General features: G+C 45.9%; 23 protein-coding genes. All 23 read left to right on the top strand.

The features are described 5' to 3' along the window. The first annotated feature begins 100 nt into the window (after positions 1-100). The 23 genes from Y79_RS0101350 to pgsA all read left to right on the top strand — a co-directional run bounded on the left by Y79_RS0101350 (position 101) and on the right by pgsA (position 25278). On the top strand, positions 101-1060 hold the full coding sequence (locus Y79_RS0101350; protein ID WP_016936083.1) for a polysaccharide deacetylase family protein: 960 nt from the start codon (positions 101-103) through the stop codon (positions 1058-1060). Positions 1061-1100: 40 nt separating this feature from the next. After that, positions 1101-2336, top strand: coding sequence for a M16 family metallopeptidase (locus Y79_RS0101345; protein WP_016936082.1), 1236 nt, complete (start codon positions 1101-1103; stop codon positions 2334-2336). Positions 2337-2410: 74 nt separating this feature from the next. Then, entirely contained in the window at positions 2411-2668 is a 258-nt protein-coding gene (locus tag Y79_RS0101340) for a YlmC/YmxH family sporulation protein (protein WP_003154176.1), read from the top strand. A gap of 156 nt (positions 2669-2824) precedes the next feature. Then, entirely contained in the window at positions 2825-3715 is an 891-nt protein-coding gene (gene dpaA, locus Y79_RS0101335; RefSeq protein WP_016936081.1) for a dipicolinic acid synthetase subunit A, read from the top strand. 2 nt (positions 3716-3717) lie between these two features. Beyond that, entirely contained in the window at positions 3718-4305 is a 588-nt protein-coding gene (gene dpaB / locus Y79_RS0101330; RefSeq protein WP_016936080.1) for a dipicolinate synthase subunit B, read from the top strand. A 136-nt stretch (positions 4306-4441) separates the two neighbouring features. Beyond that, entirely contained in the window at positions 4442-5482 is a 1041-nt protein-coding gene (gene asd / locus Y79_RS0101325; protein ID WP_016936079.1) for an aspartate-semialdehyde dehydrogenase, read from the top strand. A gap of 88 nt (positions 5483-5570) precedes the next feature. After that, complete coding sequence (gene dapG, locus Y79_RS0101320; protein WP_016936078.1) at positions 5571-6785, top strand: aspartate kinase; 1215 nt, start codon at positions 5571-5573, stop codon at positions 6783-6785. 30 nt (positions 6786-6815) lie between these two features. Next, complete coding sequence (gene dapA, locus Y79_RS0101315; protein ID WP_003154166.1) at positions 6816-7685, top strand: 4-hydroxy-tetrahydrodipicolinate synthase; 870 nt, start codon at positions 6816-6818, stop codon at positions 7683-7685. Between the two features lie 178 nt (positions 7686-7863). Further along, positions 7864-9531 (top strand): ribonuclease J2, encoded by a 1668-nt coding sequence (gene rnjB, locus Y79_RS0101310; protein ID WP_016936077.1) that lies wholly within the window; start codon positions 7864-7866, stop codon positions 9529-9531. A gap of 115 nt (positions 9532-9646) precedes the next feature. Then, the gene (locus tag Y79_RS0101305) at positions 9647-10384 is read left to right on the top strand and encodes a ClpP family protease (RefSeq protein WP_016936076.1); all 738 of its coding nucleotides are present in this window, start codon (positions 9647-9649) and stop codon (positions 10382-10384) included. Then, positions 10381-10590, top strand: coding sequence for a YlzJ-like family protein (locus Y79_RS0101300; RefSeq protein WP_016936075.1), 210 nt, complete (start codon positions 10381-10383; stop codon positions 10588-10590). Before Y79_RS0101305 ends, Y79_RS0101300 begins: the two co-directional genes overlap by 4 nt. Before the next feature lie 134 nt (positions 10591-10724). Further along, entirely contained in the window at positions 10725-13088 is a 2364-nt protein-coding gene (locus tag Y79_RS0101295; RefSeq protein WP_016936074.1) for an FtsK/SpoIIIE family DNA translocase, read from the top strand. 124 nt (positions 13089-13212) lie between these two features. After that, positions 13213-13938, top strand: a complete 726-nt coding sequence (locus Y79_RS0101290) for a GntR family transcriptional regulator (protein WP_016936073.1) — start codon at positions 13213-13215, stop codon at positions 13936-13938. 111 nt (positions 13939-14049) lie between these two features. Next, positions 14050-15282: a bacillibactin exporter BcbE gene (locus Y79_RS0101285; RefSeq protein ID WP_016936072.1), complete on the top strand. Its 1233-nt coding sequence runs from the start codon at positions 14050-14052 to the stop codon at positions 15280-15282. A 103-nt stretch (positions 15283-15385) separates the two neighbouring features. Continuing rightward, on the top strand, positions 15386-15841 hold the full coding sequence (locus Y79_RS0101280) for a MarR family winged helix-turn-helix transcriptional regulator (RefSeq protein WP_016936071.1): 456 nt from the start codon (positions 15386-15388) through the stop codon (positions 15839-15841). Further along, entirely contained in the window at positions 15841-18960 is a 3120-nt protein-coding gene (locus Y79_RS0101275) for an MMPL family transporter (protein WP_016936070.1), read from the top strand. Before Y79_RS0101280 ends, Y79_RS0101275 begins: the two co-directional genes overlap by 1 nt. A gap of 151 nt (positions 18961-19111) precedes the next feature. Further along, positions 19112-20392 carry an EF-P 5-aminopentanol modification-associated protein YfmF gene (yfmF, locus tag Y79_RS0101270; RefSeq protein WP_016936069.1) on the top strand — a complete coding sequence of 427 codons (1281 nt, stop codon included), beginning with the start codon at positions 19112-19114 and terminating at the stop codon, positions 20390-20392. Then, a complete protein-coding gene (gene yfmH, locus Y79_RS0101265; protein WP_016936068.1) occupies positions 20389-21675 on the top strand; it encodes an EF-P 5-aminopentanol modification-associated protein YfmH in 1287 nt (428 codons plus the stop codon). The genes yfmF and yfmH overlap by 4 nt, the downstream gene beginning before the upstream one ends. 58 nt (positions 21676-21733) lie before the next feature. Next, positions 21734-22462, top strand: a complete 729-nt coding sequence (ymfI, locus tag Y79_RS0101260; RefSeq protein ID WP_016936067.1) for an elongation factor P 5-aminopentanone reductase — start codon at positions 21734-21736, stop codon at positions 22460-22462. A 75-nt stretch (positions 22463-22537) separates the two neighbouring features. After that, on the top strand, positions 22538-22795 hold the full coding sequence (locus Y79_RS0101255; RefSeq protein WP_003154150.1) for a DUF3243 domain-containing protein: 258 nt from the start codon (positions 22538-22540) through the stop codon (positions 22793-22795). Positions 22796-22924: 129 nt separating this feature from the next. Further along, positions 22925-23716 carry a DUF3388 domain-containing protein gene (locus tag Y79_RS0101250; RefSeq protein ID WP_007409819.1) on the top strand — a complete coding sequence of 264 codons (792 nt, stop codon included), beginning with the start codon at positions 22925-22927 and terminating at the stop codon, positions 23714-23716. Positions 23717-23734: 18 nt separating this feature from the next. Next, positions 23735-24622 carry a helix-turn-helix domain-containing protein gene (locus Y79_RS0101245; protein WP_016936066.1) on the top strand — a complete coding sequence of 296 codons (888 nt, stop codon included), beginning with the start codon at positions 23735-23737 and terminating at the stop codon, positions 24620-24622. 74 nt (positions 24623-24696) lie between these two features. Beyond that, positions 24697-25278, top strand: coding sequence for a CDP-diacylglycerol--glycerol-3-phosphate 3-phosphatidyltransferase (pgsA, locus tag Y79_RS0101240; protein ID WP_016936065.1), 582 nt, complete (start codon positions 24697-24699; stop codon positions 25276-25278). Positions 25279-25295 lie beyond the last annotated feature (17 nt).

Genomic DNA, 25295 nt, shown 5'->3' with positions numbered 1-25295 from the left:
ACAAGGAGCCTGGGAGACCCGGCTTCTTTATTTTGAGAAAGACAACAGCGGGTTCTACCTTGTCCTCTTCATACATAATGTGTGATGAGGGGGGAAGGACATGTTGAAAAAATTCGTGCCGTTTGCCGTTTTTTTATTTCTTTTTTTTGTTTCGTTTGAAATGATAAAAAATCCGTATACAGTTGATTACATAGACGCAATGAAAAAAGACGCAGTGACTGTGTCAGCATCAAAAGATCCGCTTTATGAGGAATTGCTGCAAAAAGCGCCGGAGTATGAAGTGAAGCCGCAAGATGCGAGGATTGATAAAATATGGAAGAGTATACCGGGATATAACGGTTTAAAGGTCAATGTGGAAAAATCCTATAAACAAATGAAAAAGGATGGAGAATTTCATGAAGATGATCTTGTCTATGAGCAGGTAAAACCGAAAGTCCATCTCGATTCTCTTGCGCCCGAACCCATTTATAAAGGAAATCCCGATAAACCGATGGTCGCTTTCCTGATAAATGTCGCCTGGGGAAATGAATACGTGGAGCAAATGCTGCCTATTCTGAAACAGCATCAGGTCAAAGCAACTTTCTTTCTTGAAGGGAAATGGCTGAAAAACAATCAGGAACTTGGGAAAAAAATAGCGGCAGACGGACACGAAATCGGAAATCATTCATACAATCACCCTGATATGAGCAAACTGACTTCAGGAAGCATTTCCGAACAGCTTGACAAAACCAATGCACAAATCAGCGAGACGCTCGGCATGAAGCCGAAATGGTTTGCGCCGCCAAGCGGCAGCTTCAGAAAAGCCGTGGTCGACCTTGCGGCGGAAAAAGGAATGGGCACTATCATGTGGACCGTTGACACCATAGACTGGCAAAAACCGTCTCCGGCTGTTTTACAAACAAGGGTGTTGAGCAAAATACATAACGGAGCCATGATTTTAATGCATCCGACTGATCCGACTGCGAAAAGCCTGGAAACACTGATTACAAAAATCAAAGAAAAAGGCTATGCGCTCGGCTCGGTGTCTGACTTAATGGATGAAAACAGGCTGATGAAGTAGCAGGCGGCAGTTTGCCTGTCTTTGAATAGGAGGAACAAACTTGATAAAACGCTATACATGCCAAAACGGTGTAAGAGTTGTGCTTGAAAATAATCCAACGGTGCGGTCTGTGGCAATCGGCGTCTGGATCGGAACGGGATCACGCCATGAAACGCCGGATACAAACGGTATTTCGCACTTTCTCGAGCATATGTTTTTTAAAGGAACAAATACCAGGTCCGCACGGGAAATCGCAGAATCCTTCGATCGGATAGGCGGCCAAGTGAATGCCTTCACTTCAAAAGAATATACGTGTTATTACGCAAAAGTGCTGGATGAGCATGCCAACTACGCACTTGATGTGCTGGCTGATATGTTCTTTCATTCTGCTTTTGACGAGGATGAACTCAAAAAAGAAAAGAACGTCGTATATGAAGAAATCAAAATGTACGAAGACGCGCCGGACGACATTGTCCACGATCTGCTAAGCAAAGCGACATACGGCAATCATTCGCTCGGCTACCCGATTCTCGGGACGGAGGAAACCCTTTCATCGTTTAACGGCGATTCTCTCAGACAGCATATGGATGACTTTTACACACCGGACCGCGTCGTCATTTCTGTCGCCGGAAATGTTACGGAACAATTCATTAAAGACGTGGAGAAATGGTTCGGTACATACGAAGCGAAGGGCAAAGCAAGCGGCATCAGCGAGCCTGAGTTTCATTATGAAAAGCTGACCAGAAAAAAAGACACGGAACAGGCGCACCTCTGCCTTGGTTTCAAAGGTCTGAAAGTCGGGGATCCGGATGTTTACGATTTAATCGTTTTAAACAACGTGCTGGGCGGAAGCATGAGCAGCCGTCTTTTCCAGGATGTGCGTGAAGATAAAGGACTGGCTTATTCTGTATACAGCTATCACAGTTCTTATGAAGACAGCGGTATGCTGACGATTTACGGAGGCACCGGCGCCAATCAGCTCGATCTTCTGTCTGAAACCATTCAAGAAACGTTATCGGTGTTAAAACGTGACGGCATTACCCCGAAAGAACTGGAAAACAGCAAAGAGCAAATGAAGGGAAGTTTAATGCTCAGCTTAGAAAGCACAAACAGCAAAATGAGCCGGAACGGGAAAAACGAACTTCTGCTCAGAAAGCATAAGACGATGGATGAAATTATCGCTGAATTAAATGCAGTCAGCCTGGAAAGCGTCAACGGTCTCAGCCGCCGATTATTTACGGATGATTACGCATTATCGCTCATCAGTCCGACCGGAAATATGCCGGCCTCATCTTAAACGGGAAGTCTGCCTCTCTAGGGGGCAGGCATTTTTTTTTGCCCGGAATCATATAGTACAAGGGGGTGGCTATCATGAGGCTCAGTGAACTGTCAGGTAAAGAAATTGTAGACATTAAACGGGCGGAGCGGCTCGGCGTGCTCGGCCAGACTGATTTGGAAATTAATGAACAGGACGGGCAAATTACCGCGCTGTTGATCCCGACGGTAAAATGGTTTGGATTGCGAAAACAAGGCCACGACATCCGTGTCCCCTGGAACCATATTCAAAAAATCGGGTCAGACATGATCATTTTAGACGTTCCCGGGGAGATCACTCCTCCTGAAGAGTAGACCGTATTCATTTTTCGCAAGCACCGGCTCAAACAGCCGGTGCTTTTTTTATGAAAAAGACGCTGTACATTCACCGCCCTTTCTCTTTGCACATACGATGAAGAGGAGGATGACACTTAAAAGATCCAGTAACTGTAAAGAAGGTGAACGTTTCAAATGTTAACCGGATTGACAATTGCGATTATTGGCGGTGACGCAAGACAGCTTGAGATTATAAGGAAGCTGACAGAACAGCATGCCGATATTTATCTTGCAGGATTTGACCAATTGGATGACGGTTTTACAGGAACCGTCAAATGTAAAATTGATGAGATTCCATTTCCGAAAATAGACAGTATCATCCTGCCTGTATCGGCAACGACCGGAGAAGGCATTGTCTCAACGGTTTTTTCAAATGAAGAAGTGGTATTAAAGCAGAGCTACCTTGAGCAGACACCGGAGCATTGCGTGATTTATTCAGGCATCTCTAATGCATACCTTGAGGGCATCGCCAGCGAAGCCGGCCGCAAGCTTGTTAAATTATTTGAGCGGGATGACATCGCGATATTCAACTCGATTCCCACAGTTGAAGGGACAATCATGATGGCGATTCAGCATACGGATTATACCATTCACGGGTCAAATGTCGCCGTTCTCGGCATGGGGCGCACCGGTATGACGATCGCCCGGACGTTTGCAGCGTTAGGAGCGAAGGTAAAAGTGGGCGCACGGAGTTCGGCTCATTTGGCCCGTATATCGGAAATGGGGCTTTCTCCTTTTCAAATTGAAGAACTTACTGATCATGTAAATGATATTGATATTTGTATTAACACCGTACCGAGTCTGATTCTGAATCAAAGCGTTTTATCGCGCATGACGCCGAAGACCTTGATTTTGGATTTAGCATCCCGTCCGGGCGGAACGGATTTCAAATATGCTGAAAAACAGGGCATTAAAGCGCTGCTTGCTCCGGGTCTTCCGGGAATTGTGGCTCCGAAAACAGCCGGACAGATTATTGCGAACGTATTGAGCAAGCTTTTGGCAGACTTAAAGAAAGAGGGGAATTAGCCATGTCTCTGAATGGGAAAAGAATCGGATTCGGATTAACCGGCTCACATTGCACATATGAGGAGGTTTTTCCGCAAATAGAAGCACTTGTCAGACAAGGGGCTGAAGTCCGGCCGATTGTGACGTCGACCGTCCAATCGACCGATACGCGCTTTGGAGAGGGGGGAGATTGGGTCAGAAAAATTGAAGAAACAACAGGTTTTGAGGTAATTGATTCCATCGTAAAAGCGGAGCCTCTCGGACCGAAACTTCCGCTCGACTGCATGGTCATCGCCCCCTTAACCGGAAACTCAATGAGCAAACTCGCAAATGCGATGACTGACAGCCCCGTCCTTATGGCTGCGAAAGCCACGATCCGCAACAGCCGCCCGGTCGTGCTCGGCATTTCGACAAATGACGGCCTCGGTTTAAACGGAACGAATTTAATGAGGCTGATGTCCGCAAAAAACATATTTTTCATCCCGTTCGGCCAGGATGACCACGTGAGAAAACCGACATCTCTTGTCGCCAAAATGGATCTCCTTCCGATTACGGTAGAAAAAGCGCTTTTGCATCAGCAGGTTCAGCCTGTGCTTGTACAGCATCAGTAATAAAAAATCAAGACACATAAAATCATTCCGGAATAAAAAAATTCGGTCAATCCGTGACTATTCTATGGTAAAATAAAACGTAAAATGCAAAGTCAATTCAACAAATGATGCTTAATTGGCGGAAGGAGTTTTACAGATGGGAAGAGGATTACACGTAGCAGTTGTCGGAGCGACGGGAGCCGTAGGGCAGCAAATGCTGAAAACATTGGAAGACAGAAACTTTGAAATCGAAACACTCACACTACTATCCTCAAAGCGTTCTGCTGGTACGAAAGTAACGTTTAAAGGCGAAGAGTATACAGTGCAGGAAGCTGTTCCGGAAAGCTTCGAAGGCGTTCATATCGCGCTATTCAGCGCCGGCGGAAGCGTATCACAAAGCCTGGCGCCTGAGGCTGTAAAACGGGGAGCCATCGTAATTGACAATACCAGCGCATTCCGCATGGATGAAAATACACCGCTTGTAGTGCCTGAGGTGAACGAAGGTGATCTGCATAAACATAACGGCATTATCGCCAACCCTAACTGTTCAACGATTCAGATGGTGGCGGCGCTTGAACCGATCCGCAAAGCATACGGCTTGCAAAAAGTCATTGTATCTACTTACCAAGCTGTGTCCGGAGCCGGCAATGAAGCGGCGAAAGAACTGTACAGCCAGACGAAGGCGATTTTAAACAATGAGCCTGCAGAACCGTCCATTATGCCGGTTAAAGGGGACAAAAAGCATTATCAAATCGCTTTTAACGCCATTCCGCAAATTGATAAATTCCAAGATAACGGCTATACGTTTGAGGAAATGAAAATGATTAATGAAACGAAAAAAATCATGCATATGCCGAAGCTGGAAGTGGCTGCGACATGTGTCAGATTGCCGATTGAAACAGGCCACTCAGAATCTGTTTACATTGAGCTTGACCGTGATGACGCAACCGTGGAAGACATTAAACAGCTTTTAAAAGAGGCTCCGGGTGTTACGCTTCAGGATGATCCCGCGGAGCAGCTTTACCCGATGCCTGCTGATTGCGTCGGCAAACGGGACGTATTTGTAGGAAGAATCCGTAAAGATTTGGATAGAGCAAACGGTTTTCATTTGTGGGTTGTTTCTGATAACCTGTTAAAAGGCGCCGCTTGGAACTCAGTTCAAATTGCGGAAAGCCTGCAAAAACTGAACCTCGTATAAAACAAACGTATTTTCTATAGGCGAACAGAAGAGAGTAAGGCTCTGCCTGCTCTCTTCTGTTACGTCAGACTAATTTGGAGTGAAAATAGTGAAAATCATTGTTCAAAAATTCGGCGGAACATCCGTAAAAGATGACAAAGGCCGCAAGCTTGCGTTAGCACACATTAAAGATGCCATCAGTGAAGGATATAAAGTTGTCGTTGTCGTATCGGCGATGGGAAGAAAAGGAGACCCGTACGCGACGGATTCTTTGATCGGGCTTCTTTACGGCAGCCAGTCCGACATTTCTCCGAGAGAGCAGGATATGCTTCTGTCTTGCGGAGAAACGATTTCGTCTGTTGTTTTTACCAGCATGCTGAAGGAAAACGGCATAAAAGCCGCAGCTTTAACAGGAGCCCAGGCCGGCTTTTTAACCAATGCCCAGCATACTGACGCCAAAATTATAGAAATGAAAACAGAGCGGCTGTTCGCGACACTCGCCAGCCATGATGCCGTCGTTGTGGCAGGATTTCAGGGAGCGACTGAAAAAGGCGACACGACGACGATCGGCAGAGGAGGAAGCGATACATCAGCAGCGGCGCTCGGCGCGGCGGTTGATGCTGAGTTTATCGACATTTTTACGGACGTGGAAGGCGTCATGACAGCTGATCCGAGGATCGTGGAAAATGCTAAGCCGCTTCCGAATGTCACATATACGGAAATCTGCAACCTTGCCTATCAAGGCGCGAAAGTCATTCATCCGCGCGCGGTGGAAATCGCCATGCAGGCAAAGGTGCCGATCCGCGTGCGCTCGACTTATTCAAAAGAAAAAGGAACTCTGGTGACGTCCCATCATTCGTCTAACGTCGGCAGCGATGTGTTCGAACGGCTGATCACGGGGATTGCTCATGTAAAAGACGTAACGCAATTTAAAGTTCCCGCCAAAATGGGGCAATACAATGTTCAGACAGAAGTCTTTAAAGCAATGGCGAACGCCGGCATCAGCGTAGATTTCTTTAACATTACGCCGAGTGAAATCGTTTATACCGTAGCCGGCAGTAAAACGGAAGCCGCGCGCAGCATTTTGGCCGAATTAGGCTATGAACCGACAGTGACGGAAAGCTGTGCGAAAGTGTCAGCGGTCGGTGCCGGAATAATGGGTGTGCCGGGTGTTACGTCAAAAATCGTCTCCGCACTTTCAGATAAAGGCATTCCGATTCTGCAATCCGCCGACAGCCATACGACGATCTGGGTGCTCGTTCATGAAAAAGATATGGTAACGGCCGTAAATGCGCTGCATGAAGTGTTTGAACTTTCAAAGTAAATGTGATTGAATCATGATGAGGTGAAAAAAATGAATGTCGGAAATATTTCTACAGCGATGATTACCCCTTTTGACAGTAAAGGGAATGTAGACTTTCAAAAACTGTCTACATTAATCGACTATTTGTTGAAAAACGGCACGGATTCTTTAGTCGTCGCAGGGACGACCGGCGAATCTCCGACACTTTCAACGGAAGAAAAAATTGCACTCTTTGAATTTACAGTCAAAGAAGTGAACGGACGCGTGCCTGTTATTGCGGGTACGGGAAGCAACAATACGAAAGACTCCATCAAACTGACAAAAAAAGCTGAAGAAGCCGGCGTCGATTGCGTTATGCTTGTCACGCCTTATTATAATAAGCCTTCCCAAGAGGGCATGTACCGTCATTTTAAAGCTATAGCTGAAGAAACATCTCTTCCTGTTATGCTTTACAACGTGCCGGGCAGAACGGTCGCTTCGCTTGCGCCGGAAACGGCCATCAGACTTGCGGAGATTCCGAATATCTCTGCGATTAAAGAAGCGAGCGGTGATCTTGACGCGATTACGAAAATCATCGCCGAAACACCGGAAGATTTTTACGTCTATTCAGGTGATGACGGGTTAACCCTTCCTATCCTCGCAGTCGGCGGAAGAGGAGTCGTGTCAGTGGCCAGCCATATTGTAGGTTCTGACATGCAGCAAATGATTAAAAACTATACAAACGGGCAGACGGCAACCGCGGCACTGATTCATCAGAAACTTCTCCCGATCATGAAGGAGCTCTTTAAAGCGCCTAATCCGGCTCCGGTTAAAACGGCGCTTCAGCTGAAAGGCCTTGATGTCGGATCTGTGCGTCTTCCTCTTATTCCGCTGAATGAAGATGAGCGCCTGAGCCTGAGCAGCGTCATCAGCGAACTGTAAGAAAAAATTTATACAGTTAAAATACGCGGTCATTCTCATTTTTATCGTGAGTTTGACCGTTTTGTCTACATATTGGTTTTCCCTAAACCTTCCGCTTCTTCTTGTTTTCTAAAATTGATATCAGTTATAATAGGAACAAGTGATGATGGACGGGTATGAGACTAGGAGGATACAGATTTTGAAAAAGAAAAATACAGAAAACGTCAGAATTATCGCCCTTGGCGGTGTCGGAGAAATTGGGAAGAACCTATATGTCATTGAAATTGACTCGGACATATTTGTAGTAGATGCGGGGCTCATGCACCCTGAAAATGAAATGCTCGGTATTGATGTCGTGATTCCGGATATTTCTTACTTGGTAGAACGGGCTGACCGCGTGAAGGCCATTTTTCTGACACACGGACACGATGAAAACATCGGAGGCGTCTTTTATTTATTGAACAAGCTGTCGGTGCCGGTATACGGAACGAAGCTAACGCTTGCTTTGCTGAGAGAAAAACTCAAGCAGTACGGGCATAATCGAAAAGCTGATTTACGTGAAGTTCACTCCAAATCAGTCATTACATTTGAATCAACAAAAGTATCGTTCTTTAAAACGATCCACAGCATCCCGGATTCAGTGGGAGTCAGCTTTAAAACATCACTTGGCTCTATTGTATGCACGGGAGACTTCAAATTTGACCAGACGCCTGCTTATCACCAATCATGTGATATCGGCGAAATCGCCAAAATCGGAAACGGCGGTGTGCTTGCCCTGCTTTCTGACAGCGCCAATGCGGAGCGCCCGGGATATACTCCGTCAGAAGCACATGTAAGCGGTGAAATTTCCGATGCGATGTACAATTCAGACAACCGCGTCATCGTTGCCGTATTCGCGTCTAATATCAACCGGATTCAGCAAGTGATTCAGGCTGCCGCCCAGAACGGCCGCAAACTCGCAATCGCCGGGAAAAATCTGCAGAACGTGCTTCAGCTTGCGCGCAAGCTCGGCTATATTGAAGCAGAAGATGAATTGTTCATTCCGGTGCAGGATGTCAAAAAATATCCGAAACGGGAAGTGGCAATTGTTACAGCCGGAAGCCATGGTGAGCCGTTAGCCGCTCTTACGCGGATGGCCAAGCAGGCGCACAAGCAGCTTAACATTGAAGAAGGAGATACCGTTGTCATTGCATCAACACCGATTCCGGGACATGAATTGGTATATTCCAAAACCGTCAACCAGCTTGTCCGCGCCGGGGCTCAAGTCATTTTCGCCCAAAAACGCGTGCATGTGTCCGGTCACGGTTCGCAGGAAGAATTAAAACTCATGCTTAATTTGTTAAAACCGAAATATTTAATTCCGGTTAACGGTGAATTCAGAATGCAAAAAGCGCATTCCAAAATCGCTGAAGAAATCGGCATGAAACGCAGCGACATTTTCTTAATTGAAAAAGGCGACGTCGTTGAATTCCGCGGCCAGAATGTGAAAATCGGGGATAAAGTCACGTACGGAAACGTTCTGATTGACGGCCTAGGTGTCGGCGACATCGGCAACATCGTGCTGCGAGACCGCCGCTTATTGTCACAAGACGGCATTCTCATTGTCGTGATTACGCTTGATAAGCAGAAAAAGAACCTCGTATCGGGTCCTGAAATCATTACGCGCGGTTTCGTATATGTCAGAGAATCAGAAGGCTTAATTGTACAAGCTACTGAGCTCGTCCGCTCAATCGTGACAGAAGCGACGGAAACATCCGCCGTAGAATGGTCCACGCTGAAACAAGCCATGCGCGATGCGCTGAACCAATTCCTTTATGAAAAAACAAAACGCAAGCCGATGATCATTCCGATCATTATGGAAGTATAATGTACACAAAAGCCGGAGCGCATGATGCTCCGGCTTTGTTTTTGTTCATCTCCCGGATGGAAACCCGCTTCTTTGTTCATAATACAAAGAGACATTCGGAAAGGGTGAAGATAAAATGGATCATCGTATGGAAAACACCGAAGAACAGCAGCCCGAAAAATCAGATGCGAAAGACAGCATTATGAGCAAAATTCAGCAGCTGGGAGAGACATCTCTGCCGCAAATGTCTCAAGATACCAATATTCACTGTCTGACAATCATCGGCCAAATTGAGGGGCATGTCCAGCTGCCGCCGCAAAATAAAACAACCAAATATGAACACGTCATTCCGCAAATCGTCGCCATTGAGCAAAATCCGAAAATTGAAGGACTTCTGATTATCTTAAACACCGTCGGCGGTGATGTGGAAGCGGGGCTTGCGATTGCAGAGATGCTCGCATCTTTGTCAAAACCGACCGTTTCAATCGTACTCGGCGGGGGACATTCGATAGGTGTGCCGATCGCCGTGTCATGTGATCATAGTTTTATCGCGGAAACAGCGACTATGACCATTCACCCCGTTCGGCTTACAGGTCTGGTTATCGGGGTTCCGCAAACATTTGAATACTTGGACAAAATGCAGGAGCGGGTCGTCAACTTTGTGACCCATCATTCAAATATTTCCGAAGAAAAATTCAAAGAACTGATGTTTTCAAAAGGAAACCTGACCAGGGACATCGGAACGAACGTAGTCGGAAAAGATGCGGCTGATTACGGATTAATTGATGCCGTCGGCGGCGTCGGACAGGCGATAAAAAAGCTGAATCAGCTGATTGAAGAACGAAAGGGCAAGGAAGGAATGATGATTCAATGATCCTTTATACCGTCATGCCTCAAGAAGTCGTTTACGGTCAGGAAAGAGAGCAAAGCGCGCATGAACAGGTAGACTATGCCGGTGTGCCGCTGTTAGTCGAAATGAAGGGAAATGAAGCTGAAGTCGTACAGATTTTAAGTACAAACCCGATGGATTTTCTGAATCCGGACATCGCTCCGGGACAAAAAATCAAGTTGAAAATCTAACCGGCATTCAGTCCGTTTCTCGGGGGCAAAATATGCTATAATAGGGGAATCCTACAGAAAAACGCAGCCGGTAAAAGGCTGCTTTTCTTCATGATGTATGATTTTACATTTTTTAACGCAGTAAGGTGATGAGTGTGGCAAAGAAAAAACGGAAATCTAAAAAGAAACAAGAGAGTAAGCTCAATCTAAAATACGAACTAAGCGGACTGCTCTGCGTTGCAATCTCGATTATTGCTGTTTTGCAGCTCGGCGTTGTGGGACAGACATTTGTGTACTTGTTCCGTTTTTTTGCCGGAGAGTGGTTTATTTTATGCTTAATTGCGCTCTTCCTTCTGGGAATTTCGCTGTTTTGGAAAAAGAAGAGTCCAAGTCTTTTAACGAGAAGGAAAGCCGGATTGTACTGTATTATCGCCAGTATTTTGCTGCTGTCTCACGTACAGCTCTTTAAAAATCTGTCTCATCACGGGTCGATTCGGTCCGCAAGTGTCATCGGCAACACGTGGGAGCTGTTTATGATGGATATGAAACAGCAGGCCGCCTCGCCTGATTTGGGCGGCGGTATGATCGGCGCGGTACTGTTTGCAGCTTCCCACTTTTTATTTGCATCAACGGGTTCACAGATCATGGCGATCGTGCTGATCTTAATGGGGCTGATTCTTGTAACGGGGCGTTCACTGCAGGAAACGCTCAAAAAATGGACGAGCCCCGTCGGCCGGTTTATCTGCGGTCAATGGCAGGCGTTTCTTGAGGATATGAAAACGGTCAGAACGAATATGTCTTCGCCGAAAACAAAAACCAAATCGGGCAAAAAACAAAAACGGGTTCAAAAGAAAAAAGAAGTGCCTGAGCAAGAAGAAGAGGATGAGGAAATCATTACGCCGCTCATCCATTCAGAGCCGATTATTTCAAGCTTCTCAGACCGTCAGGAGAAGCGTGACGAACCGGTGATTCCTGAAGAGACGCAGGAGACGGCTCAAATGGTAAAAGAAGAGCCCTCCGGCGGCGCTCAGGACAGCGACGAACCGGCGGCTGCGGCTCCGCCCATGACGTTTACAGAGCTTGAAAATAAGGATTACCAAATGCCTTCATTGGACATTCTGGCTGACCCGAAACATACAGGCCAGCAGACCGATAAGAAAAACATTTACGAGAATGCAAGAAAACTCGAACGGACTTTTCAAAGCTTCGGCGTAAAGGCGAAAGTGACGCAGGTTCATCTCGGTCCGGCGGTCACAAAATATGAGGTCTATCCGGACGTTGGGGTCAAAGTCAGTAAAATCGTGAATCTGAGTGATGACCTCGCACTCGCGCTTGCCGCGAAGGATATCCGGATAGAAGCGCCGATTCCGGGGAAATCAGCAATCGGCATCGAGGTGCCGAACGCTGAAGTTGCGATGGTTTCGTTAAAAGAAGTGCTTGAATCTAAGCTCAACGACAAGCCGGATGCGAAGCTTCTGATCGGGTTGGGGCGAAACATTTCCGGGGAGGCAGTGCTTGCCGAACTGAACAAAATGCCCCATCTGCTCGTCGCTGGGGCCACGGGAAGCGGGAAAAGCGTCTGTGTCAACGGTATTATTACAAGCATCCTGATGCGAGCCAAACCGCATGAAGTGAAAATGATGATGATTGACCCGAAAATGGTTGAGCTGAATGTGTATAACGGCATTCCTCATCTGCTTGCGCCGGTCGTGACAGATCCGAAAAAGGCCTCACAGGCTTTGAAAAAGGTCGTCAATGAGATGGAGCGCCGCTATGAACTGTTCTCCCATACGGGCACGAGAAATATAGAAGGCTATAACGACCATATCAAGCGGTCAAATGCCGAAGAAGAAGTAAAGCAGCCCGAACTGCCGTACATCGTTGTTATCGTTGACGAGCTTGCCGATCTGATGATGGTCGCTTCTTCCGATGTGGAAGATTCGATTACGAGACTTTCACAGATGGCTCGGGCGGCAGGCATTCATTTGATTATCGCGACACAGCGGCCTTCAGTCGATGTCATTACCGGAGTGATTAAAGCCAATATTCCGTCGAGAATTGCCTTCAGCGTCTCATCTCAGACCGATTCACGGACGATTTTAGATATGGGCGGCGCTGAAAAACTTCTGGGCCGCGGAGATATGCTGTTTCTGCCTGTAGGCGCGAATAAGCCTGTGCGGGTCCAGGGAGCATTTTTATCGGATGAAGAGGTTGAGCATGTCGTAGATCATGTCATCACACAGCAAAAAGCGCAGTACCAAGAAGAAATGATTCCGGAAGAAACCGCGGAAACACACAGTGAAGTGACGGATGATCTGTATGACGAAGCGGTCGATTTGATTATCGGCATGCAGACGGCATCTGTCTCCATGCTTCAAAGACGGTTCAGGATCGGATACACGAGGGCCGCGCGTCTGATCGACGCAATGGAGGAACGGGGCGTCGTCGGGCCGTATGAAGGAAGCAAACCGAGGGAAGTACTATTATCAAAAGAACAATATGATGAGCTCTCTTCTTAAAAAGGAGAGAGCTTTCGCTTAAAATGATACCGCCAAAATCATTCCTATTTATTTTTTTATCAAAACATGATATAGTTGTCCCAATTGTTCAATAATTTATGAAAGTGGTTTACGGAGGGGAAACATGTCTACAAAAGCTGACAATCGTCACTTGTATTTAAAAGTGATTGAGCGAATCAAAGAGGATATACAAAACGGAATTTACACCGAAAAGGAAAAGCTTCCTTCTGAATTTGAGCTTTCAAAATCGATGGGTGTCAGCCGGGCAACTCTGCGTGAAGCTTTACGTATCCTTGAAGAGGAGCATGTGATTATCAGAAGGCACGGTGTGGGCACTTTCGTCCATACAAAACCGCTGTTTCTTTCAGGTATTGAACAGCTCAACAGTGTGACGAAAATGATTCAGCAAGCGAACATGGTGCCGGGTACGATTTTTTTGTCGTCTCAGGTTATTACACCGTCTGATGAAGATATCGCAAGATTCCGGCTTGAGCCTGAGCAGGAGCTTTTTTATTTGGAGCGCGTGAGAACGGCAAGCGGCACTCCGGTCGTTTATTGTCTGGATACGATTCCGATGGACATTCTGCCGAATTCTTTCTGTCATGAACAGGAATCCATTTTTGATCTCTTGGAAAAAAACTCCGAATCTGTGATCAGCTATGCCGTTGCTGATATTGAACCGATCGGATACCACGATACGATTTCACCGGTTTTGGAGTGCGAACCGGAGACGGCGCTTTTATTGCTGAAACAAACCCACTATAATCAGCATGATGAGCCTGTGCTGTATTCATTAAATTATTTCCGGGCTGATAAGTTCAGCTTTCATGTTGTCAGAAAACGTTTTTAAGACAGACGCGTCATGTGTCTGTTTTTTTATTTGCGCCGTTCGTACATACTTTGTTTGCCGCAAGACACAATAAAACAGGAAACAACCAAGTATAGTGAATGGGTGAATAAGTTGAGTAAGAAGAAAAATGGAACGAAAAATATCATTGCTTTGGCTTCTGTACCGCTCGTCATGACACTCGGGAATTCGATGCTGATTCCTGTCCTTCCGATGATTGAAAAGAAGCTGTCCATATCGTCTTTTCAAGTATCGTTAATTATAACGGTATATTCGATTGTGGCGATTATTTGTATTCCGATTGCCGGATATCTGTCCGATAAATTCGGAAGAAAAAAGGTCCTTCTGCCTTGTCTTCTCATAGCCGGTGCGGGCGGCGCGATTGCCGCGATAGCTTCGACCGCGTTCAAGCATCCATATCCCATTATCTTGGCGGGACGGGTGCTTCAGGGAATCGGTTCGGCAGGGGCGGCTCCTGTTGTGATGCCGTTTATCGGTGATTTGTTCAAGGGTGATGATGAGCGGATTACCGCGGGGCTCGGCGACATTGAAACGTCAAACACAGCCGGGAAAGTACTAAGTCCGATTCTCGGGTCGCTCTTGGCTGCTTGGTTCTGGTTTATGCCGTTTTGGTTCATTCCGTTTTTTTCGCTCATCAGTTTTTTTCTCGTTTTGTTTATGGTGGATAAGCCGGAAAAAAAGCAAAAAGAAGTGCCTTCTATTTCCGAATTCGTGAAAAATGTGGGTCACATATTTAAGCGTGACGGCCGCTGGCTCTTTACGGTATTTATCATCGGCTGCGTGATTATGTTTTTGCTGTTCGGGGTTCTGTTTTATTTATCAGACTCGCTGGAGAAGAAGTACGGAATTGACGGTGTGGCGAAAGGAGCGCTTTTGGCAATCCCGCTTTTATTTTTATCCGTCAGTTCGTATATAGCAGGCAGAAAAATCGGGAAAGACCAAGGCAAAATGAAGTTTTGCATCGTTTTCGGAATGAGTGCCGTGACACTGTCATTTATCGGCCTGTGGTGGAATCACAGTTTTTATTTATTATTTATCTTCTTGTGTGTCAGCGGTATCGGTATCGGAATGGCATTGCCGGCTTTAGACGCTGTCATCACAGAAGGCGTAGACAACGAGGAATCGGGAACCATCACCTCATTTTATAACAGCATGCGGTTTATCGGAGTAGCGGCGGGACCGCCGATATTTGCCGCACTGATGTCAAATGCGGGCTGGCTGATTTTCATTTTATCTGCTTTTTGCGGCATTGTATCAGTATTTTTAGCGCTGTTAAATATCTCTTCACAAGCAAAAGAAAAAAAGGAATCATTAAAGACGGTGTAATCTGCACTGTCTTTTTTTATTTGATTCTGAATATTGACATGATACTGTCAGCTCGTTATTCTTTAATAGTTAAACATATTAACTATTAAAGGAGGGGGAAAAGGTGCATGAAGAAAAAATAAAACAGCTCATTCAACGTTATTCCGATGTATATCTGCACGTCTTAAAAAAAATTGACAGCATTATCGCCGAAAAAGTGAACAAAGAGCTGACATTGGATCAATATTACATACTCCGCTATATTATGCTCAATCCCGATTGCAAATCAATTGAACTGGCAGCGGTATGCCACGTCAACAAAAGCGCCATTACATCCATGACGAACCGTCTATATGAAAAAGGATACATCAAAAGAGAACGGAGCCAAAGCGACCGCCGGAGCATTCTGTTAAACGTCACGGAAAAGGGGACGGAAGTATTTCACCGAGTGGAGCGGCGGATTGAGGATCTCGTTCGTTCATACATTATGCATTTTGATGAAGACGAGGCGGAAATGTTCGTTAATATATACGAAAAATTATATCGACTGATGATGACAGAGGAGGATCGGCAGACATAATGAAAAAGATTATCCAAGCCCGCTGGATTATCGCCGCGGCATGGATCGCCGCAACGGTGATATTTATGCTTACAGCGCCTGATATGGCTGAATTGACACGGGAGAAAGGCCAGATTTCCGTACCGGACGGATATTCCTCTTCTTACGCCCATAAACTGCTTGATGAAATGTCTGATTCAGACGCACCGTCTTCTTCAGCCGTCATCGTATTTCACGAGAAAGGCTTAATGACAGACAAAAAAGCTCGTTTGCAGGAGGCTGTGAACACCTTATCTGAACATAAAAAAGCGCTTCATATTAAAACGGTGACCTCATATTTCGGGGAGAAAAATGAAGATGTCAAAAAACAGCTTCTGTCAAAAGACAGACAAACGATGCTCGTTCAGCTGCAGCTTGATACATCGAAAAATGACATCCTCAAAATAAAAAACAAAATTGATAAAGAACTGAAACCGTACGGCGTATCATACGGTATCACAGGCCAGTCGCTGATTGACGAAGATGTGTTGAAAAGCTCGCAGGACGGCTTAAAAAAGACTGAATATATAACGGTTGCTTTTATCCTGATCGTGCTGATTCTTGTATTCCGGTCAGTGGTTGCTCCGTTTGTGCCGCTTTTATCTGTATTAATTTCTTATTTAGTCAGCCAGTCCATTGTCGCATTTTTAGTCGATCAGCTGGATTTCCCGCTCTCAACCTTTACGCAGATTTTTATGGTTGCGATTATGTTCGGAATCGGCACAGACTATTGCATCCTGCTTCTCAGCCGCTTTAAAGAAGAACTGTCTCACGGCGCTGATATAAAAGAAGCGATCGTCGTGACCTATAAAACGGCCGGAAAGACGGTTTTATATAGCGGCGGAGCGGTATTGATCGGATTTGCCTGCATCGGATTTGCGACATTTAAACTGTATCAGTCGGCAGCCGCCGTTGCGGTCGGCGTCGCGGTGCTGCTGCTTGCACTCATGACGATTGTGCCGTTTTTTATGGCTGTTTTAGGAAAAAGACTGTTTTGGCCTGTTAAGGGCGATATTTCCCATCCGCAAAGCAAAGCATGGGAAACGGCAGGGCGGTTTTCATTTAAAAGGCCGCTCATCAGTCTTGCAATCGTGGCGGTATTTACCGTCCCGCCTATCCTTCTTTACAAAGGCGCTCTATCTTACAACAGCCTTGACGAAATCGGGGATAAATATGAGTCCGTCCGCGCCTTTAATACGATTTCAGACGCATTCGGCCCCGGAGAACTTCTTCCGGCGACAGTTGTCATCAAAAATGACGACAAATTAAATACCGAAAAACACCTGATTGATATCGAAAAAATCAGCAGAGAACTTGATAAGACAGAAGGTGTGAAAACGGTCAGAAGCGCCACGCGCCCTGCGGGAAACGGATTGAATCAATTATTTGTCACAAATCAGGCAAAACAGCTTCAAGAAGGGCTTGATAAAGGCAATACAGGACTTGAAAAAATAACGGACGGTTTAGGGCATGCCGCAAAGTCGTTAGCTGATTCACAGCCGCAGATTGAAGAGTCGGGAAAAAGCGTCAATCAGCTTATTGACGGAACACTGTCTCTGAAATCCGGGCTTTCTGATATAGGAGAAAACCTGAATAAACTGCAGGCGGGCGTCAATAAGAATAAAGCCGGCGTCGCTCAAATGAGAAAGCAGATTGAAGAACAGAAACAAATGCTCTCTATGCAGCTCAGCCAAAACAGCGGTCTCGCTTCAGAAACGCAAAACGCTTTAAAGCTGGTCAAAACCGTTCTGCCGATGAAAAATGAAGCGAGCAGGCAGCTTGCTGATTTGAACAAACAGCTTAACCGGCTGCCGTTTGCAAAACTGGAAGCATCGATACCGGCAGTGAAAGCTGATCCATCCTATCAAGTGATCAAATCGGCATTTACAGATGTACAGTCAGCCGTTTCCAAAGCAAATAGAGACGCCGAAGCGTTTTCTAAAGAGGTTGACAGTCAAAAGGATCATCTGCAGCAAGCGGAAAAACAATTTTCCCGACTGTCAGCCGCCCAGAAAAAGATTGACACCCAAATTAACGCAATGATTAACGGTCTGACCCAAATTGAAAACGGCCTTCAGCAAGTGTCAGACGGCCAGGGGGCTCTCGCCGGACAAATGCCGCGCCTTGAATCGGCGGCAGGGCAGCTCGCGGAAGGTCAGAAAAAAATGCAGAGCGGTCTCGGTGATTTTTCTTCCCAGCTCAGCGATCTTTCTTCCGGCCTTAACGATAGTGTAAAAGGGCTTAAGAAAGTGTCAAGCGGCATGATGGGGGCGAATGATTATCTGGGTGAACTTCATAAGGCGTCAGACAAAGAAATGGCCGGCTGGTTTGTGCCGAAAGACGCCTTGGAAAACAGCGATTTCACAAGCGTGTTTAATACGTACATGTCAGATGACAGAAAAACGACAGAATTAACCGTTGTTCTTGATAACAACCCTTATTCAAATACGGCTATTCAAGATATTGAAGCGATCAAAGCGAGCGTTAAAAGGATCATTCCGAACACGGATCTGAAAAATGCCTCTTTCGGCGTCTCCGGGGTTTCCAGCATGAATGCCGATTTAAAAGAAGTATCGGATTCAGATTTCAAACGGACGGCAATGTTTATGCTGGCGGGCATTTTTCTGATTCTCATCGTGATGCTGCGCTCCCTCATTATGCCGGTTTATTTAGTGGCTTCGCTCGTCCTGACGTATTTCGCATCCATCGGGGTGACGGAATACATCTTTACACACTTCTTCGGGTATCCGGGCGTAAACTGGGCCGTGCCGTTTTTCGGCTTTGTCATTCTGATGGCTCTTGGTGTGGATTATTCCATCTTTTTAATGGACCGCTTTAATGAGCTGAAAAAAGAAGGGACGGAAGCCGCGATGATCAGCAGTATGAAAAATATGGGCTCGGTCATCATTTCGGCGGCCATTATTTTAGCGGGAACCTTTGCGGCCATGCTGCCGTCAGGCGTTCTTTCCCTTTTGGAAATTGCAACCGTGGTATTAACCGGCCTCCTCATGTATGCAATTGTTGTCCTTCCGTTTTTTGTACCGGTTATGGTGAAAATATTCGGAAGAGCCAACTGGTGGCCTTTCAATTTGAAAAAATAACGTACAATGCCTCTGCCTGTTTTCTGGCAGAGGTGTTTTGTTTCCTTATAAATCCTCCAGTTGATATAATTACATCTGCGCACTCTTTTTTGCGAATGCTGAATTTTGGTCATAATACATACTATTAAAGAATGAACGAAGGAGGTTTCACATGACTTACGTAAATGAAATGAAGTCAAAGCACGGCGGAATCACCGCCCACATCGTAAAGACTGAGAAATTTAAAACCGTTTCACTGACGTTTAAAATGCTGGCTCCTTTAACAAAAGAGCTCGTAACAAAAAGGGCGCTGTTTCCTCATGTGCTTCTCCGCGGTACAGAAAGCCGGCCGAAAACCGCTGATTTGCGTTCTTATTTCGATGAGCTGTACGGGACATCCGTTTCCGCTGATCTGACAAAAAAGGGAGAACGTCATGTTATTACGTTCCGGCTTGAGATTCCCAATGAAAAATATCTGAAGGACCGCACACCATTATTGGAAAAAGGGCTTCAGCTTTTATCAGAGCTTGTCTTTTCGCCTGCTTTGGAAAACGGCGCCTTCCTGCCCCTTTATGTCACGCAGGAAAAACGGACGCTGAAACAGCGGATTCAAGCCGTATATGACGATAAAATGAGATATTCTAATCTCCGTCTCGTTCAGGAAATGTGCAAAAGCGAACCGTATGCCCTTCACGTCAACGGCGAGATCGATGATGTCGAACACATTACGCCGCAAGATCTGTATGAAGCCTATCAAAAAGCCATACGCGAAGATCAGCTGGACCTGTATGTCATCGGTGATGTTGACACAGATCAAGTGAAAACGGCTGTTGATACGTATTTTAAAACGGACGAACGGGTGCAGCAGCCTTTAGAAAGAAGCACGGCGAATGAACAGCCTGACCCGAAGGAAGTCATTGATGAAGAGGACGTCAAACAAGGCAAACTGAATATCGGATTCCGGACCAATACGACATACACAGACCCTGACTATCCGGCATTGCAAGTGTTTAACGGGCTGTTCGGAGGTTTCTCTCATTCAAAGCTGTTTATAAATGTCCGTGAAAAAGCGAGTCTCGCCTATTATGCAGCCTCAAGGGTGGAAAGCTTCAAAGGGCTCCTGATGGTCATGTCAGGCATTGAAGTGAAAAATTATAAGCAGGCCGTCACCATTATTGAAGAACAATTTCAAGCTATGCAAAACGGTGACTTTTCAGAGGATGATATCGCCCAAACGAAAGCCGTTATTAAAAACCAAGTGTTAGAAACGATTGATACGGCATACGGCTTAGCGGAATTTCTGTATCAGCAGGCTTCAGCCCAAGTGGAGATACCGATCGAAACTTTTCTTGACAATATCGAGAAAGTGACGAAAGAGGACATTATCAATGTCGGAAAGAACATCAAGCTGGATACGACTTATTTCTTAAAAGGGACGGGGGGAGCATCTTGACTAAACCGATAAACTACGAACAGCTGCAAGAAACGCTGTATCATGAAAAAATGGCAAACGGCCTTGATGTCTATGTGCTGCCGAAACAGGGCTTTAATAAAACATACGCCGTGTTTACGACAAAGTACGGTTCCATTGACAATCAATTCGTTCCTTTAAATAAGGAAGAAATGGTTCACGTCCCTGACGGAATCGCGCATTTTCTTGAGCATAAACTGTTTGAAAAAGCGGACGGCGACGTGTTTCAGGATTTCAGTAAGCAGGGGGCATCGGCAAATGCCTTTACTTCATTTACACGAACCGCTTATCTGTTCTCCAGCACTTCAAATGTAGAGAAAAACCTGGAAACACTCGTGGATTTTGTTCAAGATCCGTATTTCACGGAAAAATCAGTGGAAAAAGAAAAAGGCATCATCGGCCAAGAAATTAACATGTATGATGATAATCCGGATTGGCGGCTGTTTTTCGGTCTTATCGAAAATATGTATAAAGACCACCCCGTGAAAATTGACATTGCCGGAACGGTAGAAAGCATCTCACATATTACGAAAGATCTGCTGTATGAGTGCTATGAAACATTTTATCACCCGAGCAATATGCTGCTCTTTATCGTCGGTCCCGTTGATCCTGAAGCGATCATCAGCCAGGTGCGGAAAAACCAGGAGAAAAAGCCGTTTACAGATCAGCCTGAAATCAAACGTGAAGAAGTTCAGGAGCAGGAAGCGGTTTTCCGCCGGGAGCAGGAATTAAAAATGAACGTCCAAGGCTCAAAATGTCTTGTCGGCTTAAAGGCGAAAAACCCTTATAAAACGGGGCGGGAGCTGTTGAAGCACGAGCTCAGCATGAACCTCATGCTTGAATGTCTCTTCGGAAAAAGCTCACCGCATTACGGCGACTTGTACGACAAAGGCTACATTGATGAAACCTTCAGCTTTGATTATACGGCTGAATACGGATTCGGTTTTGCCTCTGTCGGAGGAGATACACCGGAGCCGGATAAGCTTGCTGACGAATTAAAACAGATGCTGCTTGATGCGGGATCAGCCGTGACTGCGGAAAAACTTGACCTGGCGAGAAAAAAGAAAATCGGGTCATTTTTAAAAGCGCTCAATTCGCCTGAATATATCGCCAACCAATTCACGCGCTACGCCTTTTTAGATATGAGTCTGTTTGATGTTGTAACCGTACTGGAGCAGATCACCCTGGAAGACGTAGAGCGGGTCATTAAAGAAGAAGTGTCAGAAGACAGGCTGACAGTCTGCAAAGTCGTGCCAAAATCATAAAAAAACATCCCTCACGCCCTGAGGGATGTTTTTCTGGGGAAAGAAGGAATGTTGATTGATGAAACAGACAGCGCTCGTCACCGGAGCAAGCGGCGGAATCGGACAAAGTATAAGTGAAGTCCTCGCAAAAAACGGATATGACGTGCTTTTGCATTATCATTCTAATAAAGAAGCCGCACACAGGCTTGCGGAAAGGTTGAGCGCATCATTCGGTGTAAAAGCTTCCGTTATTCAGGCGGATCTGTCCTCACCGGAAGGCGCGGAGACACTCAGCCGCTCCGTTAATCAGCCTGTGGACGCTCTGATATTAAACAGCGGCAAAAGTCATTTCGGCCTGATTACAGACGTGACGGATGACACGGCGCGGGGGATGGTGCAGCTGCATGTGACGAGCCCGTTTTTGTTGGCGCGTAATCTGGTGCCCGGCATGATCCGGAAAAAAAGCGGAGGCATCGTCGCGATCGGTTCCGTATGGGGAGAAACAGGCGCATCGTGCGAAGTGTTATACAGCATGGTCAAAGGAGCGCAGCATTCGTTCGTCAAAGCGCTTGCCAAAGAGCTCGCTCCGAGCGGCGTCCGCGTGAACGCAGTCTCACCGGGCGCCGTTGATACGAATATGCTTGATCAGTTTACGTCTGATGAAAAAGAAGCATTGGCAGAGGAAATACCCGCGGGCCGGCTGGCAAATCCCGAGGAAATCGCCGAAGCGGCAGCGTTTTTATTATCGGAGAAGGCTTCCTATATTACCGGACATATATTATCGGTAAACGGCGGCTGGCACTGCTGAAAAAAATGTGTGTATAGTTTGCATCTGCACGGACAAAATAATTTTGTAACAACAGATGAAATGGAGGAAGCCAACATGTCAGTATTAGAAAACTGGGATAATTGGAAGAATTTCCTTGGTGACAGATTGAACTATGCACAGGAAAAAGGGATGAGTGATGAAACGATCACTGACCTCGCTACAGAAATCGGCGGTTACCTTGCGAACGAAGTCGACTCGAAAAACCATCAGGAAAAAGTGCTTGCTGATCTTTGGAGCGTTGCTTCTGAAGATGAACAGCGCGCCATTGCAAATATGATGGTGAAGCTTGTTGAAAATAACAGCACTCATTAAGAGGGGAGGATTTTCTCCTCTCTTTTTTTATGTTTTCCTCTATAGAGCAACATTCTTCTTTCTAATTAGAGAAAAATGTTTTATGATAAAGGAAGGTAAAAATTTGCCACAATGGAGGGGGTATATCATTTGGCAAAGCTCGAATGGTATTTTGAATATGAAATTCAAGTGAACCGCCCCGGCCTGCTCGGGGATATTTCATCTCTTCTCGGGATGCTGTCAATTAATATTGTCACAATTAACGGTGTCGACCTTTCCAGAAGGGGAATGCTGCTCAGATGCCGGCATATAGATCAAATTAAACGATTGGAATCAATTTTAAAAACAATGGAGACCATTAAAGTAACGAAGCTGAGAGAACCGAGGCTTCGCGACCGTCTCGCAGTCCGTCACGGAAGATACATTCAGCGTGATGCCGATGATAAAAAAACCTTCCGTTTTGAAAGGGACGAGCTTGGCCTTTTGGTTGACTTTATGGCTGAGCTGTTTAAAAAAGAAGGACACAAACTGATCGGAATCCGGGGAATGCCGCGGGTCGGAAAAACGGAGTCCATCGTTGCCTCAAGCGTCTGTGCCAGCAAAAGGTGGCTTTTCGTATCTTCAACGCTGTTAAAACAAACAATCCGCAGCCAGCTGGTTGCCGATGAATACAGCACGGAAAACGTATTTATCCTTGATGGCATCGTTTCGACAAGACGGGGCTCTGAGCGCCATCTTCAGCTCGTCAGTGAAATTATGAGGCTCCCGGCGACAAAGGTCGTGGAGCACCCGGATATTTTTGTTCAAAATTCGGAGTATACGCTCGATGATTTCGATTATATTATCGAACTCAGAAATGATCCTGACGAAGTCATTACATATGAACATGCAGAAGAACCGCAAATATTTGATCAGACCGGTTTTTCAAGCTTTGATTTTTAATATTGGAAGGTGTTTGTTGTGACAGAATTAGCAATCCGGCTTAAAGAAGCCAGAGAGGAAAAAGGGATGTCATTGGATGAACTCCAGGCAGCGACGAAAATTCAGAAAAGATACTTAACCGCTCTGGAAGAAGGCTCCTATGACGTCATTCCCGGCAATTTTTATGTGCGGGCGTTTATCAAGCAATACGCAGAAGCTGTCGGGCTTGATTCAGACCAATTATTTGAAGAATATAAAAAAGACATCCCGAACACGTATCATGACGATGTGTCGGAGAAAATCTCCGGTCTCGCCATGCAAAGGGAGCTGCCTAAGTCCTCAAAGGCGGCGGAATGGCTTCCGACCGTTCTTATTGTCATCGGTGTGATTATCGTCATTGCGATCGTGTATGCGATTATTCAGTTTGGAATTAGCAAGTCCGGGCAGACTGACAGCAATAAGGCCGTCACCCAAAGTGAGAGCAAGTATGAGATTCCTAAGGATTCTGCGCTGAAAAACGACGGCAATACAAATGACGGAGCGCAGACTGACAGCAAAAAAGACAAAAAAGCGCCAGAGCAGAAAAAGAAAGAAAAGAGCAGTGAAAAGACAGAGATCAAAGCGGCCGGAACAGAAGGCTCCGCTTCTTCATACAATGTTTCCGGAGCTGATAAGTACAAGCTTGAACTGATTGCTTCCGACAACGCTTGGATCCGCGTCCGTGATGACAGCGGCGGTTCATTAAAAGAAGGAACGCTGCAAAAAGGCGAAACCTACAAAAAAGACATCACAGATCAAAAGCAGATTGAAATACGCACGGGCTATGCCCCTAACCTGAAAATTAAAATCAACGGAGAGGTTCTGTCCTATGAACTCAATCCGCATGATGTGATGGCGCAGACCATAACAATCAAGATGAAAAAATAAAAGGGGAAAAAGTCATCTGAACGATTAAGATGACTTTTTCTTCACGTCCGAGTACATATTATTGGAGGGGCTTTATGTTTAACTTACCGAATAAAATCACACTGGCAAGAATCGCTTTAATTCCTGTATTTATGATTATCATGCTTGTTCCTTTTCAGTGGGGCAGCCTTCATATAGGGGATGAATCGATTCCGGTCGCACATCTTACGGGAGCTGTTTTATTCATTATCGCATCAACGACTGACTGGGTGGATGGCTACTATGCCAGAAAGCTGAACCTCGTGACAAACTTCGGGAAATTTTTAGATCCGCTGGCTGACAAGCTGCTTGTGTCTGCGGCATTAATTACGCTTGTACAGTTTGACCTTGCGCCGGCGTGGATGGTCATCGTCATCATCAGCCGCGAATTTGCCGTAACGGGACTAAGACTTGTGCTGGCGGGAACGGGGGAAGTCGTAGCCGCCAATATGCTGGGGAAAATTAAAACATGGGCTCAGATCATCGCTGTTGCAGCGCTTTTACTTCATAATCTCCCGTTTGAGCTCGTTTCTTTCCCGTTCGGCGATATCGCTTTATGGGTGGCTGTGCTCTTCACAGTCATTTCCGGCTGGGATTATTTTGCGAAGAACTGGGATGCGTTAAAAACATCTAACTAAGAAAGAAGGACTTGAAA

Origin of the sequence: Bacillus siamensis KCTC 13613 (genome assembly GCF_000262045.1) — a bacterium.
Classification (GTDB): domain Bacteria; phylum Bacillota; class Bacilli; order Bacillales; family Bacillaceae; genus Bacillus; species Bacillus siamensis.
The sequence above is the reverse complement of the archived record's forward strand: the minus strand, read 5'-3'. Positions and strand labels throughout refer to the sequence as shown.